Raw genomic sequence first — 16,015 nt, forward strand, 5'->3', positions numbered from 1 at the left:
AGAATAGTGATTGTCTGGAGAAAAGCTATTATTTTTGTTATAAACACAAGTGCTATCACCCATGATGAACAAAAAAAGCGTCCGAAGAATTTTGCTCACGATAGGGCTACTTGCTCTTGCCGTCGTGCTAATAAATCTTGGATTCAACTTATTTTTAAAGTATAAGTTACCCTCTTATATCGAAAACAATTCTGACTACATTCTTTCCTATGAGTCCCTCAACGTAGAACTTGGGAATGGATCCGTTCACCTCGAAAATTTAGAAATCGCATCCAAAAACCCGGCGAACAAGGATGTAATTGGTTTAAACGGAAGTGTAAAATCGGTTTACGTTAGCCAGCTCGGAATTTGGAAGGCAATCACAGGCAAATCTATTCAGGCGTCCTCACTAGTATTAAATTCCCCTAACTTACAAGTCACCTTAGCGAAACCAAGAGATAGCAAAACTGGAAAAAAACGCAGTCCGATGCCGTTTCGAAATATTACCATTGATAACGGCAATATTAAAGTTACCAAACCGGCAGGGGAAAGATTTCTAGAGGTGGAAGATCTGAACTTGAAAGTCACAAATCTTCAACTTTCAGAAAAAGGAATTGAAAGCAAGCTTCCCGTTGTATTCGACAAGTACGACATTCAGGGAAATAAGTTTTATTTCCAACTCGAGGAGCTTTATGCAATTCAAGCAAACCATATCACGACGAAAAACGGGAAAATGAGCATTAAAGGCTTTGAAATCGTAACTTCCGTCAGCTATGAAAACTTCGTAAAATTGTATCCCAAAAAGCCAAATATGCTTTCTGTGAAGTCCAGAGAGTTAAACTTTACCGATTTAGCCCTAAAAAAAAACACGCTCTCTTTGTCTAGAGCCGAATTTATAGACCCTGTCATCACAATCAGATCCAATAGAACCGCCGTAAAGACTGAGAAAAAACCTTTCCAATTTATTCTCGACTTGCAAGATGTGGAACTAAAAAATGCCAAGGTAAATCTGTTAAAGCCAAACGGAGTAACCGCTTTCTCTGCCGGACAACTTGATTTGGAGATCCATAAACTACGAATGGACGAAAAATCAGCGCAAGGGAGAATTCCATTCACTTATGCTGACTTTTTGATTTCTGCCAAAGACCTTAGAGTTCAAAATGACCACCAAGACCTACACATTGCAAGTGCGAACATAGATCCGAAGAAATTAGATTTACAAAATTTACGATTTACGAAAGCCTCTACTAACCCAACGAAAGTACAGACCGAGGGCAAGTTAAACCGCGTAAGCCTTTCGCTTGATTCTTGGGAATTCATCAACCGTAAACTCGCCTTAAATGCAAATTCCCTTCTTGTGCAAGGAGCAGACCTTAAGGTTTATTTACCGGCTACGAAAAGCTCTAAAAATCCAACACCGATTACAGGATTAGATTTTCCCTTAACCATTAAGACAATCTCTCTTCAAGATGCCAATTTGAACCTCCTAAAACAGGGAAATTCTCAAATTATCAGAGGAATAGCCGTAAACCTTTCCGATTTTAAGATTACAAAGGAAAGTTCCAAAAAGAAAGTTCCTTTCGTAGTAGGCAACTACAAAATTTCCTATGATCAGTACCATTCTAAGTTAAATAAGACCTACAGCTTGAAAACGGGACCACTTTCTTGGACGAATCAAGGGCTTCAAATCGAAAATCTCGAATACAAACCTTCGGTTTCCCAAGCTCAGTTTATTTCTAGGATTCCGGTCGAAAAAGACCTGTACGACCTCCGCGCAAAAAAAATTCACTTTATAGGTCGACTAGAACTTCTTCAGGATAAAAAATTCGTTGAGGGAACTAGTTTGAAATTAAGTGGTGTGGACGCCTCGATTTTTCGAAGCAAAATCCCCCCGGATGACCTAACCATAAAACCAATGTATTCGGCTCTACTTCGAAAAATAAAGATCCCGATGCATATCCAAAACCTAGACATCGTGGACTCAAAATTGGTCTATGAAGAAGACACCAAAAAGAGTGACGGGCCAGGTAAACTGGTGTTTGGAAGTTTAAATCTGCATTTAGACAATCTTAATTCTGGACAGACGAAATCCACTCAAATCCCCATTACAATCCATACTCGATTTATGGACCTCTCTCCTATGGTAGTAAATTGGAAGCTGGATACAGGCTCTTCTAACGATCAATTTTCGATCCATGGAAACGTTTCAGAACTTCCCGCCTCAAGTATAAATAGTTTTGTAGAGCCCTATTTGAAAATACAAACCACAGGGTATATCAAAAAGCTCGATTTTGCTTTTACAGGCAATCGATCCACTTTGAACGGAAATGTACAGATGAAGCATCAGGACCTTAAAGTTTCCATCCTTAAGAGTACAGGAGAAAAGGATAAACTCTTATCCGCGGTTGCCAATCTCCTCGTTAAATCCAATTCTGGAGTCTATCCCGAAACGGTATCGGTTGATGATGTACAGCGCGACCAGACCAAATCTTTTTTCAATTTTTTCTGGCAAGGCATTCAAGAAGGACTTAAAAAGACTTTGATTGGAAACAATGTGGAAAAGCAAGAAGTCGTAGCAAAAAAAACAGTGGAAACCACCAAAAACACGGTGGAGGCTGTAAAATCAGACGTTCAAAACGTGAAGAAAGACTTGAACGAAAAAATCAATGTTAAGAAGGAGAAGCCAAAGAAAAAAGGACTATTCGAGGTTTTCAAGAAAAAAAAGAAGGAATAATGCGCAGCATTACTCCTTCCTAGCTCTTGTTTATGCAATCCTTGAATTATAGAGCTTCAAAATTCAAGGAATCATCTTCCTCCGTGCAAATCTCCCTAATAAAATTGTCAAATTTTTCTCCTGGGTAATTGCTCTCTGCTCCGTAGGAATCTATCAATATTCCACGACGTCCACCCTTTTCTTGGGCTACATACAAAACGGCATTATCGTCAGGATTACTATCCCCTTCAAATCGGTAGGATCTAACAATAATAAGATCCGTGGGCTCAAACGTTTCGGATCCTTGGTCTAGCACCATTTCTCCTTTTTCATTCATTCTAAACTCCGAGTGGATCCCGCGTTCACGCAGTTTGTTCATGACTTCACTCAAGGTTTTCATTGGTTTAAATTCTGACATATTAAGTATTTTTGGTTTGTGATTACTGAGTATACATCAAATTTAGTGCAAAAAGGACCAATTCAGAGTAATAATTCCAATTATGAGCTTTTGTCACGTTCTGTCAAAGAGCTGTGCGTACAAAAAGCAGGTGCCCTAAAAGAACACCTGCTTAAAGGATCTTGCTCAAACAATCAAATTAGTGGTCAAGCGTTGTGATACCCATTTCACTTAACGTGAAACTTAATTTATCAGCATTTTCGTTAATCATTTGATCCGTCGATCTACCTGCCCCGTGTCCTCCATTAGTTTCTATACGAAGTAGAATGGGCTTGTCACAGCCTTGTTTGGCCTGAAGCTCAGCTCCAAACTTAAACGAATGCGCAGGCACAACGCGATCGTCATGATCACCCGTTGTAATCATAGTGGAAGGATAACATGCATTCTCAGCCACATTGTGTAGGGGGGAATACGATTTAAGGTATTCAAACATTTCTTTGCTGTCTTCGGCCGTGCCATAATCGTAAGCCCAACCCGCTCCTGCGGTAAACTTATTGTATCGTAGCATATCCAAAACTCCTACAGCAGGTAGTGCGACCTTTGCTAAATCAGGACGCATGGTCATGGTGGCACCCACTAGGAGTCCGCCATTAGAACCACCTGAAATGGCCATGTAGTCTTTTGAGGTGTATCCTTTGCTTTGCAAATACTCACCCGCGGCAATAAAATCATTAAACACATTCTTTTTCTGAAGTTTAGTTCCGGCATCATGCCATTTTTTCCCATATTCTCCGCCACCGCGAATGTTAGGTACAGCATAAACGCCTCCATTATCCATCCAAACTGCATTAACAACGGAAAAACCTGGAGTTAAGCTGACGTTGAAACCTCCATATCCGTAAAGAATGGTTGGGTTTTTTCCGTCCATTTTAAGACCTTTCTTGTAGGAAATAATCATAGGTACTTTAGTGCCATCTTTGGAGGTATAGAAAACCTGTTCCGAAACATAATTGTCCGCATCGAATTTTACATTTGGCTTGTAATAAACCTCTGATTTTCCACTCGCAACATTAAATTTGTATGTGGTTCCCGGTGTGATATAGTTACTAAATGAATAGTATAGATCTTTGTCCTCTGCTTTCCCGTAAAAACCACCCGCGGATCCTTTTCCTGGAAGAGTGATCTCACGAATGAGCTTGCCTGAATAGTCGTACTGCTTAACGACAGAGACCGCATCCTTAATGTAGCTTGCAAAAAGATTTCCGCCTCCTGTGGAAATTCCAAGTACGTCCGAGGTTTCCTTAATTAGATCCGTCCATTTCGTGGGCGTATTTATATTCGCAGTGACCACACGTTGATTCGGCGCGCCTTTGTCGGTAAGCAAATAAAGGGTATCTCCTTTTGAATCAATGAAATTGGTATTGTAGTCATACCCTGTTTGAATCGGAGTAAAATCCGATTTCGAACCGATCTTTTTAATGTATAACTCATTGCCATTGGTGGCATTAGCGGCGGAAAGAATTAAATACTGTTGATCATCTGAGACCCCTACATTCATGTAGCGTCTTTTGAAATCCTCACCTCCAATAATCAGTTCGTCATTTTTTTGATCGGTTCCTAGTTTATGAAAGTAAACTTTGTGCGTATCGGTCTTCGCTGATAGTGCGCTTCCTTCAGGCTTATCATAGCTAGAGTAGAAAAATCCTTCTTCTCCAAGCCAAGAAGCTCCACTAAATTTCACATCTTGAATGGTTTGGTCGATCACCTGGTTTTTATCCACATCAAGAATAATGATTTTGTTCCAATCACTGCCCCCTTCAGAGATAGAATATGCGGCAAGTTTCCCGCTCTTATTGAACGATAGACCTGCAAGCGAAGTCGTTCCGTCTTTCGAAAAGGTATTAGGGTCTAGAAAGACCTCCGTCTTCCCATCCTTATCGGTACGATAAATCACGGACTGGGCTTGAAGTCCATCATTTTTTGAAAAGTAAGTATAATCACCCTCTTTATATGGAGCTCCTACCCTTTCATAGTTCCAAATTTCTTTTAATTGGTTTTTTATATCCTGGCGGAAAGGTATTTTCGATAAATAACGATCGGTGTACGCCGCTTGTGATTGCACCCAAGCTTGGGTGTCGGTCGCCATGTCATCTTCCAACCATCGGTAGGGATCGGCAACGTTTTGCCCAAAATAAACGTCTACCACATCGGTTTTCTTAGTTTCTGGATACATGGTCGTGTTTTCGCCTGATGAAGTTTGTGCTGTACAGGAAGTAAGGAAAGCAACTCCTGAAGTCATAACCAGTGATTTTAAATTCATTATTATACAATTTGACCAAAAATACATTTTTTTTAACAAATTTTATACGTTCCATGGGGTAGAAAGGAACATAATTTGCAAGTTACAGAGAGATAAATCTCACGAAAATGAAAATCGAAACAAAAGTATTACTTGCAAGCACACTAGGATTAGCCGCTGTATTCGGAATTACCTTCTTTAAAAAGTTATTTACAACGGAGATGGAATCGAATTGCTATTACGACGAATTTCATAAACAGTTTTCGAAAACAGAACCTAAAGAAGATCCTCAACACGGTGTGGAGTATCTCTCCTTGCTTTAATCCGAAGTGAAATTAGATAATTTCAATCTCTACCCTTTTAAAGTCCAATCATAACTCCGAGCGTGGGCGAAAATCCACTGGAAAACACAGAACTATTCTTTTTGTAAAGAACGTTATACATTCCTCCGATTTGAAGGTAGGAACCTCTTGCTATGGGCTGAGCGTACCCTAATCCAAACCAAAGGGAGGGCTCAGAGTCCGATATCTTTTGAGAGGTCGCTTTGTCCTTCTGACCCACAAAATAATGTTCATACTTGGAGGAAAGATAAAAATTAGGAAGCACAAAATAATTTAAAAAGGGTCCCACGCCCGCAATCGAGGTTGAGAAATACTTTGAGTTTTGCCACATAAAATTTGTACTTAATCCACCCTGCAATGCAGGCGTTAGCCAATACCCAACTTTGGGGGAAAGGGATAAAGCCGTGCTTGAGCTTCCGCTTCCAAAGGACCCTCCTAGACCCACAGATCCTCCGAGTGTCCATCGGGAAGGAGCTGGCTCCTCCTCTTGGGAGTAGGACTCTTGGGCAAAGCTGAAGGCAAAGAGATGCACCAAAACCAAAAGTGATATTTTCTGTAAATTTTTCATTTGTTGTTTTTTAAATTGTCTATTTCTGTCTTTCGTTCCATGAATCACAGAACCGACTTTTTGAATAATTAAGTCGTAAATTTGCAAAAATATTTTTTAAGTATTCACATGAAAATAGTAGTTGGACTTTCTGGAGGTGTAGACTCATCTGTTGCCGCTTACCTGCTTCAGCAGCAAGGGCACGACGTGGTGGGGTTATTCATGCGCAATTGGAACGATGCTTCCGTTACCTTAGAGGATGAATGTCCTTGGATTGAGGACAGCAATGACGCTCTGCTAGTAGCACAAAAACTAGGAATCCCATTCCAAGTGATTGACATGAGTGACTTGTATAAAGAGCGTATCGTGGACTACATGTTTGAAGAATACCAAAAAGGTCGTACTCCCAACCCAGATATTTTGTGCAACCGTGAAGTAAAATTCGATGTCTTTCTAGATACCGCCTTGTCTCTCGGTGCAGACAAAGTTGCAACGGGCCATTATGCACGTTTAGACTCCACAAAGAATTCGGAAGGAAAAGAAATCTACAGACTTTTAGAAGGAATAGACTCCAACAAAGACCAAAGCTATTTCTTATGTCAACTTAACCAACAACAACTCTCTAAAGCTGTTTTCCCCATTGGAGAACTGACCAAACCTCAAGTGCGAGAAATTGCTAAAAAACTAGATTTGGTCACTGCAGAAAAAAAGGATTCTCAAGGGTTATGTTTCATTGGCAAAGTGAGCTTACCTGAATTTTTAAAGCAACAGCTAGAGCCAAAAGAAGGTGAGATTGTGGAGATTTTCAAAGACCATCCTATTTTTCAGAAAGAACTTCCAACGTTTGAAACAAAAACTCAGGAGCTCGAATATTTATCCTCAAAAATCACCTACCAGAAACCGGAAGGAAAAGTCATTGGAAAACACCAAGGAGCGCAGTACTACACGATTGGACAAAGCAAAGGTTTAGGGATTGGTGGACACAAAGAAAGTTGCTTTATCCTCTCTCGCGATATGGAAAATAACATTCTCTATGTGGGAGAAGGAAAAGACTTCCCTGGCCTATTTCAAAAAGTGATTAAAGTGACTCCTGAAGAAATACACTGGATTCGTCCGGACTTAAGTTTAAAAGTAGGAGAATCTATGGAGGTAATGGCTAGAATCCGATACCGTCAACCCTTAAGCAAAGCCACACTTTACCAAGAGGAATCAGGACTGTATGTTGAATTTGAAACCCCTCAATCTGCCGTAGCGGAAGGACAATTTGTGGCATGGTATCAAGGAGATGAGCTTATTGGAAGTGGTGTTATCAATTAAAAAGATTAGGCTTCTAGCCAAGCTTTAAAATCCTTCACCCGTTCCCTACTCACAATGATTTCTTCATGCGATTGACCCGCCATTTCTACTTTGAATTGAGGCGAAGTATGAATATTTCGAATCTCTTCCAATCGAATGATCGTTTGTCTATTGATTCGGAAAAACGCGGCGGGATCTAAATTCTCTTGCAGTTCCTCAAGTGTAAAATCAGTAGGATAAGTCCTCTCTAACGTTTGGGCATAGACCGTCTTATTTTCGCTAAAAAAATAACTTATATCTTCCACCGGGATGACCTTTAAATTGTAACCTATTTTTACTAAAATTCTGGAGAGTGAGGCTCTTGGAGTACTAATTAATTCTCGGAAATTTAAATCCGCATAATGCTGCTCTTGGGGTGCAAATTTTCGATACTTTTCAATAGCACATTCTAATTCTGGCTTTCCAATGGGTTTAAGTAAATAATCAATCGAATTGAGCTTAAATGCTCGTAACGTATAATTATCAAAGGCGGTCGTATAAATAATAAAACTCTGGGTGGGTATTTGATCAAAGATGTCAAACGAGACACCATCTCCAAGGACAATATCTGAAAATATGAGGTCGGGATGTGGGCTATTTTTAAAATAATCCACTCCCTCCTCCACCGAATGCAGCACTGCAACTAGCTCCAACTCAGGAAACAAGCTAATAAGCCTTTCTAGCTTTCGTGCGGCTGGTTTTTCGTCTTCAATAATGAGCGTTTTGGTCTTACGTTGCATTTTTCTTAGCTTTTTCCTTCCTTATCAATTCTTCAATTTTTCTCTCCTCCCATTTCCTTCCTAGGATAAATTTAGGAATAAATACGGAACAGCCATGGGCAAGCAGACCAATTCCCCAAAATCCTAGTCCCCAAATGGCACTGAAATCTTCCTCACCCTCATGAACCAGATAAGGAAGAAGGGTCAAAAACACCAAAACAGTTAAATAGACCTGCAAATGAATGTAAAAGCCTTTTATTTTCCGTACTTGCCTTTTCGCGGTTTGGTAGGTTTGATCTGAACTCATAATCCCTGATTGTTTTTGGTAGCATACTTCTCGATTCGTTTCAGTTCCTTCTCTAACTGCCTATCTTCCCAATGACGAAAAAAAGGTATGTAAAGAAATAGTCCAAACAAAATCAAAAATACACCCCAGAGAGTAAGAAGCCAACCGTTCAAAAAAGGTCCAAGACTAAAGAAGGGTTCGCCGCTTTTATTTAGAAAATATATCAGTACAATAATTACATATCCAAAAAGCATGAAATAGTAGGTTTTGAGATTTTTTACTCTCGCCTTCGCTTTGCGGTATTCAAGAGACTTCTGCGTTTGTGTATTTGTTACTTCCATTGGTTGGTATTTGCATTTTCTTTTTTCATATACTTTTTAATCTGTCGCTCTTCCCAATCGCGTCCGATGCCAAAAATGTGGACTGCATGGGATACCACTCCGATTCCCCACCCTAGCATGGGCCAAAATGCCCACCAGTAGTTAGGCGAGGTTCTCCAATTGATAAAAAACAAAAAAGGAATGAAAATGCAGTAGGATATTAAATTTCCATAGAACCCTTTGAGTTCTTCCACTCGTTTTTTAGCTTGTTTGTAGGAAGTATCTTCCGTATATTCATAGGTTTGCATTGCTGTGATTTTTTTAGTTAATAAGGGTATTTTTACTTTAAACTTTTCTTCCGATTTTTCAATGTATACATTGCGTGAGGTTAATAGTGCGTAGCGCTGCACAATATTGCTCAGCCCGATTCCATGGCGCTCTTTGGATTGTTCTCTAGGTTGATAATTATTCTCGACGCATAAGAAACCCTCCTCAGAATAGATTCGTATACGTAGCGGCCTACTTTCAGTGGCAAAATTGTGCTTGATGCTATTCTCCAACAAAAGTTGCAAAGAGAGTGGGACTACGAACGCTTCTAAGGTTTTTTCGTTCACATCAAATTCAAATTGCACACTTTCTTCAAAACGCGTTTTAAGAAGCTCACAATAGGTTTTTGCAAATTCAATTTCCTCCTGTGTGCTTACTAATTCTTTGTCCTTTTGTTCCAAAACATACCGGTATACTTTTGACATCGAATCGGTGAATTTTTGCGCTGCTTCAGAATTTTCCTCAATTAGGGCACTCAACACATTTAGAGAATTGAATAGAAAATGAGGGTCTAATTGGTTTTTCAAACTCTCAAATTGTGCATTGGCCGCTGAAGCAATGATTTTTTGCTCCACGACCTCACTCCGAGTATTTCTCTTTAGGGCCTTAACAAATCCATTAATATGCATTACTGCGGTAACTAATAGAGCAATATTTAATATAAACCAGTGTCTAAAATTCATATCCCCGTTGAAAAAATGGGAAGGATCCTCCCCTTGAATCACGATAAAATTCAGGTAATTGCAAAGTAGAACAAGGACTGCATTGACCACTAGAGTCAAAAGAATACCAAGGGCTACTCGCTTCCCCGTATTTTTTGCCCATGAAAACTTCTGATTCAAAAACGTATTTAATGCAGTGTTACTTACGCCAAGTATTACGGTATACATTAAACATACGCCAAGGGTAAGACCAAGATTCGCAACGGTCCTGTCAGGGGTAAGAAAACCAAACAAGAGGCTCGAGAGTATCAGAGTAATTAGCAGTATGTTACGAAGGTTTTTAGACATTTTTAATAGCGTTTAAGTAAAGATACATTTTAATTAGATTTGGTTATTGTGGAACCATTAGATTTTAACCAGGGTTTTACACTTGCATGATAGAACAAATGAAAAATTACAAATTGTCCGTATACGGTTAGAAGATATACCGAGATGAGAAATTTTTCTTGTGAGGACTCATGCATTCTGCAGAGCAGTATCAGAAGCATAAGTACGATACTGTGAATCCAAATCCATCGCGAGAATCTCCCAGTCCATGGATTTGCTTTCCTATTAATGAAATGTTCTAGCATACAATATTGGTTTTGGTCCGTACTTCGCGACTTTAAGGTTTCGACTTTAAGAAATACTCAGCCTCAGACTTACCCCAATTTGGAGCATTTTTTCCTTTTACTTGATAGGAATCAAACTGTTCGATCGACTTTGCAAAGAGCTCAAGTCCTTTTGATTTACTACCCCCATACTCTTCTGGAGTATAATACAAATCTTCTGCACGCAAGAGTGTAATCCTAGGATTGGTCGGATCGATTTTTTCCGCTTTTTCTAAAGACTGGGCACCAAGCATACTTTCACTTGCATATCTCTCCATGGGATTAACCATTAACCTAAGTCCATGAATCATCTTTTTCAAAATATAGAGTTCTGCGTTTTCAGGTTGTAAGGCCATTGCTTTCGCTACATAACTCTCTGCTTTATCTGCATAGGGATCTAATTCTCCAATTTTACCCTCCATCATAAGGCTTCTTCCCATCCGTATTTGTGCCAAGGCAGCAAAATAGTTGGGAAGCCAATTCGATGGGTCTTGGCTAGCCAGAGTAGCAAACTCATTTGATAACTTTTTTAAATGCTCAAAGGAAGGACGCTGCTCTAATTGTTCGATTTTCTCGTGCATATTGATTTGTTCTCCTTGTTGAGCAGAAACAAAATTTAGAGAAAATAGAATTCCGGTAATAAGTAGTACATTTTTCATATTCTTTATATTTATAGAACAAAGGTATTCGCTCGAAGCTTTTTTTCAAAAGCGAACCGACCGAACCGTATATTTTGTATCCTGAACCGTAAAGATTAGTACCGGTTTTGGAAAAAGAACGTAAAGGATGGTGATTTTACGGGTAAATCCGCACATTTAACTCCTTAACGTTCCGTGAGAACCTGCTTCAAAATGAATTTAAAAGGTCTTTGAAATGACAAAACCATCTATTCCGGTAATCACCCTACTTACATTTATTCAAAAAAGCTTTCTAAAATATCGACATCTTACTATTCTTTCGCTTAATAATCAGTAAATTTAGGCTCGAGTTAATCTAATTTTAAATTTTATATTATGAAAAATTCTTCATTCCTCTTAATCGGTGCTGTGCTTGCCACTGCCGTTTCTTGCGGGACGACAAAGACCTACGCCATTCAGTCTAAAAGCGATACGAATACTCAAGGTACGGTAAGCTTTACACAAAAGGCTGGCGAAGTAGAACTAGACATGAATGTCTACAATTTAAATCCGAACAGTACGCATGCAGCTCATATTCACGAAACAGGTGATTGTTCTGCAGCGGACGGAAGCTCTGCAGGTGGACACTGGAATCCCCTTGCTAAGGACCATGGAAAATGGGGCGATTCTGATCATCATGCAGGCGATATAGGAAATTTAAAAACCAATCAGGACGGAACAGCCCGTTTGGTCATGAAAACCGACAAATGGTGTGTGGGATGTGACGATCCAAATAAAAATGTAATTGGAAAAGCCATCATTATTCATGCAAAAGCGGATGACTTCAAAACTCAACCGACTGGAAATGCAGGAGGTAGAGTTGGATGTGTCGAAATTAAATAAGACAAAGCACTTAAGGGGAACATTAGACCTATTCTGTGTTCCTCTTATTTTACAAAAACTCAATGCTACATTTGGAATCTACCTTGAGTTTCACTTCCGACCCAATAATTAACGGTCTGTTATCGAAAATATGTCCGTTTGGAAATCCAAATAGCATAGGAATTTCATAGGATTCTAATCTACTAGCAATGAGCTCGTAGGAATACGGATCATAGAAAGATTCGTAATTCTTGTTCTTATCTTTCTTCCCCATGCTAGTCATCCCTCCTACAATCAGTCCTTTAATTTGACCAAATACACCCGCAAGTTCTAAGCTCGTAATCATACGATCTAAAGCATAGTACTCCTCTCCTATTTCTTCTATAAAAAGGATCTTATCTTGAAAATCAAAACTATAAGGGCTTCCAAGCAAAGCATAGACTAAGGCTAAATTACCTCCAACGATTACACCTTCAACCTCCCCTCCTTTATTATGTTCATGCACTTCAACTAAATAATTAGGTTTAATGCCTTTGAAAACATCAAATATGAGCTGGTAGGACTTAGGATCTACTTGGAAACTCGAGGTTTTAATCGTTTGACCGTTAATGGAATTCCATCCCTTCTTTAGCAAATAGCTATGGATTACGGTATTGTCGGAATACCCAACATACCATTTTGGTGTTTTGTGTAATGGGTCCAGCTGAATGCCTTTGAGTAAATGCTGACAACCGTATCCTCCTCGGGTAGCCCACACCGCATCAATCGACTCCTCGTTTAACGCCCAATTCAGGTCTTCTAATCGGTTTTTAATGCTTCCCGAGTACATGTAGCCTTCCTCATGCTCACCGAGTGCATATCGACCCAGAACAGGCTCAAATCCTTCTTTTTTAAGTAGATCTAACGTACCTTCTAAATCCGAGGCCTTAACAGCGCCAGCAGGAGAGATAATTGCAATTCGACTATTTTTCCCAAGCGGCTTCTGAGCTAATTTTGTCTTCATAATTTTCATTTGATTCCTCCTCCTTTCTTTCCATTCCCTTGTCTAATTTAGGGCTCCTGTTTTTGTAACTTAATTTCTTTTTTTTGTGCTTCTTCGATCTGCGTATCTAAACGATTAAATTTCTTGAAACTTTGGAGAAACACAACAAGACTAAAAAGTAATAATATGAATCCTACTACACGTCGTATCGTATTTGCAATGTTTTGATTTAGTTTATAGTGAAATTGCTTTGCAAGGAATATTTTCACCATATCCACACACAAATAGGTTATAATGACCAGTGAAAGATAGAGTATAAAATTATTTTGCTGCGGATACTGATTGCGTACAGAGACCACAGTCACTAACCAAAAAAGGATGACTCCGATATTTAGGAGATTAAAAATAAACCCATTAACAAAGGTTTTAAAATAATTTTGAGAAATTAGATTTCCCTCTCCTTTGATGTGCATCTTTGTTTTGGTCAGAATCATGAAAAGACCATAGATGAATAAAAGCAGTGCCGTTATTCGATAAAAACTAGGGTGTTTATCAATAAGATGGACTATGTCTGAACTGGCGAAATAGGCTGCGATAATACAAAGTATATCTGCGGCAATCACGCCCAAATCCAATGCTAATGCATGCCTTGGTCCTCGTAAAAAACTAGTTTCAATTAATAGAAAGAAAATAGGTCCTATGAAAACTAAACTTAGCATTAAACCAAGTCCAACCGCTGATAGTATGAGTTCTATCATGAAGTAAGTCTTATATTATCAAATGATTCTGGAGGTTAATCTACAATTTTAAAATCAAGTTGTTTTCGAACCAAATTGGCTTTCATTACTTTGATTTTCACTTTATCTCCCAATTGAAATTGACGTCCATGCCTAGACCCATGAACGGAATGCGTTTTCGCATCGTATTGGTAGCTATCGTCTGTCAAATCTCTAAGTTTAATAAGTCCTTCCGCACCATTTTCTGGTATTTGAACCCAAAATCCGAAGTCTGCTACTCCAGAGATAACACCTTCGAACACCTGCCCGACATGTTTATCCATGAATTTCACTTGCATATATTTAATGCTGTCACGCTCCGCATCAGCTGCTAATCGCTCTCGTGCAGAACAGTGTTTCGCTTTTTCCTCAATCTCTTCGCTATTCACCGATTTCCCGCCATCTAAATAATGTTGCAATAATCGATGGGCAATTAAATCGGGGTAACGTCGTATTGGAGAAGTAAAATGTGAATAATAAGAAAAACCTAACCCATAATGCCCAATGGGATCGGTTGAATAAACTGCCTTGCTCATCGAGCGCATGGCCAAGGTTTCGATCATATTTTCTTCTGGTTTCCCCTTTACATCTTGCAAAAGAGAATTCATACTTTCCGTGGTTTGCTTCGAATTCGAAATGTTCATTTTGTAGCCAAAAGTAGAAACAAAATCTCGTAAGGCTTCCAGTTTAGTAGGATCAGGATCGTCATGAATCCTGTAAATAAAGGTCTTATTCGATATTTCTCCTTTGGAATTGAGCGAAATAAATTCCGATACTTTGCGATTGGCAAGTAGCATGAATTCTTCAATTAAATGGTTGCTATCCTTGCTTACCTTAAAATAAACCCCAATCGGTTCATTATCTTCATCTAAATTAAATCGCACTTCGCTTCGATCAAAAGTAATTGCACCGTTTTTAATACGCGCATCCCTTAAAATTTTAGCAAGCCTATTTAAGGTGTTGATTTCTTCATGTAAGTCACCCTCTCCACTTTCAATTCGTTCTTGAGCTTCTTCGTAGGAGAATCTACGGTCTGAATGGGTTACCGTTCTACCAAACCATTGGTTTTGTATGTTCGATTGATCGTCTAACTCGAAAACAGCCGAAAAGGTATATTTGTCTTCATTAGGACGAAGGGAGCAAACATCGTTGCTGAGCACCTCGGGTAACATGGGAACGACTCGGTCAACTAAGTAGACTGAAGTGGCACGTTCATAAGCTTCCTGGTCAATTATACCCTCGGGTTGTACATAATGGGATACATCTGCAATATGCACGCCTATTTCCCAATTTCCATTTTCTAATTTTTGAATCGAAAGCGCATCGTCAAAATCCTTTGCATCCTTCGGGTCAATGGTAAAGGTTAGAACAGAGCGCATATCTCTACGCTTTGCAACTTCTTCTTTTCGAATTTCTCGATCTATATGATCCGCTGCGTTTTGGACTTCTGCAGGGAACTCATAAGGGAGTCCATATTCTGCTAAAATGGAATGAATTTCGGTCTCGTGTTCCCCAGGCGCACCTAGTATCTGAATTACTTCTCCTTGAGGGTTTTTATCCCCTTTGTTCCAACCTAGCATTCGAACCACAACCTTATCTCCGGATGTCGCACCGCCAAAGTGTTCTTTTTTAATAAATATATCGGTATTAATCACCTTTCTATCGGCGACCACAAAAGCAAAATCCTTAAGTGTGATATGTTCGAAGGTTCCAACAAACTCTGTTTTGTTCCTTTCAAGTACTTCCAGAACAGAGCCCTCAAGCTTTTTGCCTTTGTAATTGTAGGTGACAATCATTACTTTATCTCCTTGAAAAGCATCTTTTACATTCTTGGAATGAATGAATATATCATCCTCAAACCCCTCTACTTTCACAAATGCATTTCCGGCTTGATTGAAATCAATGATTCCTGTCAGCGTTCCTTGGATCTTTAGATTTACGATGTATTTCCCCTTTTCAACCTCTTTGATTCTATCTTGCGATAGAAGTTGATGCAGAGCTTGTATTACCAGTTCTCTCTGTCTAGGGTTTTTATAGTCAATACCATCAGAAATCTGTTTGTAATTGTAGATTTTCGAGGTTTCCTTATTCATGAACTCGAGAACTTTTTTACCAATATCTCGTAATTTCTGATTGTTCTTTTGACTAATGTATTTTGATTTTTTTGCCATTGACACGGTGGG

15 protein-coding genes are annotated in these 16,015 nt (G+C 39.2%); 4 read left to right on the forward strand and 11 right to left on the reverse strand.

Annotated features, from left to right (window positions below):
• Positions 1-61: 61 nt before the first annotated feature.
• On the forward strand, positions 62-2,713 hold the full coding sequence (locus ACX3PU_RS01060; protein ID WP_459082936.1) for an AsmA family protein: 2,652 nt from the start codon (positions 62-64) through the stop codon (positions 2,711-2,713).
• A 46-nt stretch (positions 2,714-2,759) separates the two neighbouring features.
• Here ACX3PU_RS01060 and ACX3PU_RS01065 read toward each other — a convergent pair whose 3' ends face one another.
• Both ACX3PU_RS01065 and ACX3PU_RS01070 read right to left on the reverse strand, forming a co-directional pair.
• Entirely contained in the window at positions 2,760-3,110 is a 351-nt protein-coding gene (locus ACX3PU_RS01065) for a hypothetical protein (RefSeq protein ID WP_459082938.1), read from the reverse strand.
• A gap of 178 nt (positions 3,111-3,288) precedes the next feature.
• On the reverse strand, positions 3,289-5,409 hold the full coding sequence (locus ACX3PU_RS01070) for a prolyl oligopeptidase family serine peptidase (RefSeq protein WP_459082940.1): 2,121 nt from the start codon (positions 5,407-5,409) through the stop codon (positions 3,289-3,291).
• Between the two features lie 107 nt (positions 5,410-5,516).
• Here ACX3PU_RS01070 and ACX3PU_RS01075 point away from each other — a divergent pair, with 107 nt between their 5' ends.
• On the forward strand, positions 5,517-5,711 hold the full coding sequence (locus ACX3PU_RS01075; RefSeq protein ID WP_459082942.1) for a hypothetical protein: 195 nt from the start codon (positions 5,517-5,519) through the stop codon (positions 5,709-5,711).
• Positions 5,712-5,748: 37 nt separating this feature from the next.
• Here ACX3PU_RS01075 and ACX3PU_RS01080 read toward each other — a convergent pair whose 3' ends face one another.
• A complete protein-coding gene (locus ACX3PU_RS01080; protein ID WP_459082944.1) occupies positions 5,749-6,297 on the reverse strand; it encodes a hypothetical protein in 549 nt (182 codons plus the stop codon).
• A gap of 108 nt (positions 6,298-6,405) precedes the next feature.
• Here ACX3PU_RS01080 and mnmA point away from each other — a divergent pair, with 108 nt between their 5' ends.
• On the forward strand, positions 6,406-7,593 hold the full coding sequence (gene mnmA, locus ACX3PU_RS01085) for a tRNA 2-thiouridine(34) synthase MnmA (protein ID WP_459082946.1): 1,188 nt from the start codon (positions 6,406-6,408) through the stop codon (positions 7,591-7,593).
• Positions 7,594-7,598: 5 nt separating this feature from the next.
• Here mnmA and ACX3PU_RS01090 read toward each other — a convergent pair whose 3' ends face one another.
• The 5 genes from ACX3PU_RS01090 to ACX3PU_RS01110 all read right to left on the reverse strand — a co-directional run bounded on the left by ACX3PU_RS01090 (position 7,599) and on the right by ACX3PU_RS01110 (position 11,234).
• A complete protein-coding gene (locus ACX3PU_RS01090; protein WP_459082948.1) occupies positions 7,599-8,351 on the reverse strand; it encodes a LytR/AlgR family response regulator transcription factor in 753 nt (250 codons plus the stop codon).
• Complete coding sequence (locus ACX3PU_RS01095; RefSeq protein WP_459082950.1) at positions 8,341-8,637, reverse strand: 2TM domain-containing protein; 297 nt, start codon at positions 8,635-8,637, stop codon at positions 8,341-8,343. The genes ACX3PU_RS01090 and ACX3PU_RS01095 overlap by 11 nt, the downstream gene beginning before the upstream one ends.
• Positions 8,634-8,957 carry a 2TM domain-containing protein gene (locus tag ACX3PU_RS01100; RefSeq protein ID WP_459082952.1) on the reverse strand — a complete coding sequence of 108 codons (324 nt, stop codon included), beginning with the start codon at positions 8,955-8,957 and terminating at the stop codon, positions 8,634-8,636. The genes ACX3PU_RS01095 and ACX3PU_RS01100 overlap by 4 nt, the downstream gene beginning before the upstream one ends.
• Complete coding sequence (locus tag ACX3PU_RS01105) at positions 8,948-10,273, reverse strand: 2TM domain-containing protein (RefSeq protein ID WP_459082954.1); 1,326 nt, start codon at positions 10,271-10,273, stop codon at positions 8,948-8,950. Before ACX3PU_RS01105 ends, ACX3PU_RS01100 begins: the two co-directional genes overlap by 10 nt.
• A gap of 316 nt (positions 10,274-10,589) precedes the next feature.
• A complete protein-coding gene (locus tag ACX3PU_RS01110) occupies positions 10,590-11,234 on the reverse strand; it encodes a tetratricopeptide repeat protein (RefSeq protein ID WP_459082956.1) in 645 nt (214 codons plus the stop codon).
• Between the two features lie 354 nt (positions 11,235-11,588).
• Here ACX3PU_RS01110 and ACX3PU_RS01115 point away from each other — a divergent pair, with 354 nt between their 5' ends.
• Positions 11,589-12,095 carry a superoxide dismutase family protein gene (locus ACX3PU_RS01115; RefSeq protein ID WP_459082958.1) on the forward strand — a complete coding sequence of 169 codons (507 nt, stop codon included), beginning with the start codon at positions 11,589-11,591 and terminating at the stop codon, positions 12,093-12,095.
• Positions 12,096-12,144: 49 nt separating this feature from the next.
• Here ACX3PU_RS01115 and ACX3PU_RS01120 read toward each other — a convergent pair whose 3' ends face one another.
• From ACX3PU_RS01120 to rnr, 3 genes are read right to left on the reverse strand one after another with little or no spacing between them, the layout of a single operon-like run.
• Positions 12,145-13,077 (reverse strand): S66 peptidase family protein, encoded by a 933-nt coding sequence (locus ACX3PU_RS01120; protein ID WP_459082960.1) that lies wholly within the window; start codon positions 13,075-13,077, stop codon positions 12,145-12,147.
• A 47-nt stretch (positions 13,078-13,124) separates the two neighbouring features.
• The gene (locus tag ACX3PU_RS01125; protein WP_459082962.1) at positions 13,125-13,814 is read right to left on the reverse strand and encodes a LysE family translocator; all 690 of its coding nucleotides are present in this window, start codon (positions 13,812-13,814) and stop codon (positions 13,125-13,127) included.
• Positions 13,815-13,849: 35 nt separating this feature from the next.
• On the reverse strand, positions 13,850-16,003 hold the full coding sequence (gene rnr / locus ACX3PU_RS01130; RefSeq protein WP_459082964.1) for a ribonuclease R: 2,154 nt from the start codon (positions 16,001-16,003) through the stop codon (positions 13,850-13,852).
• Positions 16,004-16,015: the final 12 nt, after the last annotated feature.

The sequence above is a fragment of the Chryseobacterium sp. A301 genome, from assembly GCF_054489425.1.

Bases quoted from the DNA above. Each gene is read 5' to 3' on its own strand.
- ACX3PU_RS01060 (WP_459082936.1), top strand. From the start codon at position 62: ATGATGAACAAAAAAAGCGTCCGAAGAATTTTGCTCACGATAGGGCTA.
- ACX3PU_RS01065 (WP_459082938.1), bottom strand. From the start codon at position 3,110: ATGTCAGAATTTAAACCAATGAAAACCTTGAGTGAAGTCATGAACAAA.
- ACX3PU_RS01070 (WP_459082940.1), bottom strand. From the start codon at position 5,409: ATGAATTTAAAATCACTGGTTATGACTTCAGGAGTTGCTTTCCTTACT.
- ACX3PU_RS01075 (WP_459082942.1), top strand. From the start codon at position 5,517: ATGAAAATCGAAACAAAAGTATTACTTGCAAGCACACTAGGATTAGCC.
- ACX3PU_RS01080 (WP_459082944.1), bottom strand. From the start codon at position 6,297: ATGAAAAATTTACAGAAAATATCACTTTTGGTTTTGGTGCATCTCTTT.
- mnmA (WP_459082946.1), top strand. From the start codon at position 6,406: ATGAAAATAGTAGTTGGACTTTCTGGAGGTGTAGACTCATCTGTTGCC.
- ACX3PU_RS01090 (WP_459082948.1), bottom strand. From the start codon at position 8,351: ATGCAACGTAAGACCAAAACGCTCATTATTGAAGACGAAAAACCAGCC.
- ACX3PU_RS01095 (WP_459082950.1), bottom strand. From the start codon at position 8,637: ATGAGTTCAGATCAAACCTACCAAACCGCGAAAAGGCAAGTACGGAAA.
- ACX3PU_RS01100 (WP_459082952.1), bottom strand. From the start codon at position 8,957: ATGGAAGTAACAAATACACAAACGCAGAAGTCTCTTGAATACCGCAAA.
- ACX3PU_RS01105 (WP_459082954.1), bottom strand. From the start codon at position 10,273: ATGTCTAAAAACCTTCGTAACATACTGCTAATTACTCTGATACTCTCG.
- ACX3PU_RS01110 (WP_459082956.1), bottom strand. From the start codon at position 11,234: ATGAAAAATGTACTACTTATTACCGGAATTCTATTTTCTCTAAATTTT.
- ACX3PU_RS01115 (WP_459082958.1), top strand. From the start codon at position 11,589: ATGAAAAATTCTTCATTCCTCTTAATCGGTGCTGTGCTTGCCACTGCC.
- ACX3PU_RS01120 (WP_459082960.1), bottom strand. From the start codon at position 13,077: ATGAAGACAAAATTAGCTCAGAAGCCGCTTGGGAAAAATAGTCGAATT.
- ACX3PU_RS01125 (WP_459082962.1), bottom strand. From the start codon at position 13,814: ATGATAGAACTCATACTATCAGCGGTTGGACTTGGTTTAATGCTAAGT.
- rnr (WP_459082964.1), bottom strand. From the start codon at position 16,003: ATGGCAAAAAAATCAAAATACATTAGTCAAAAGAACAATCAGAAATTA.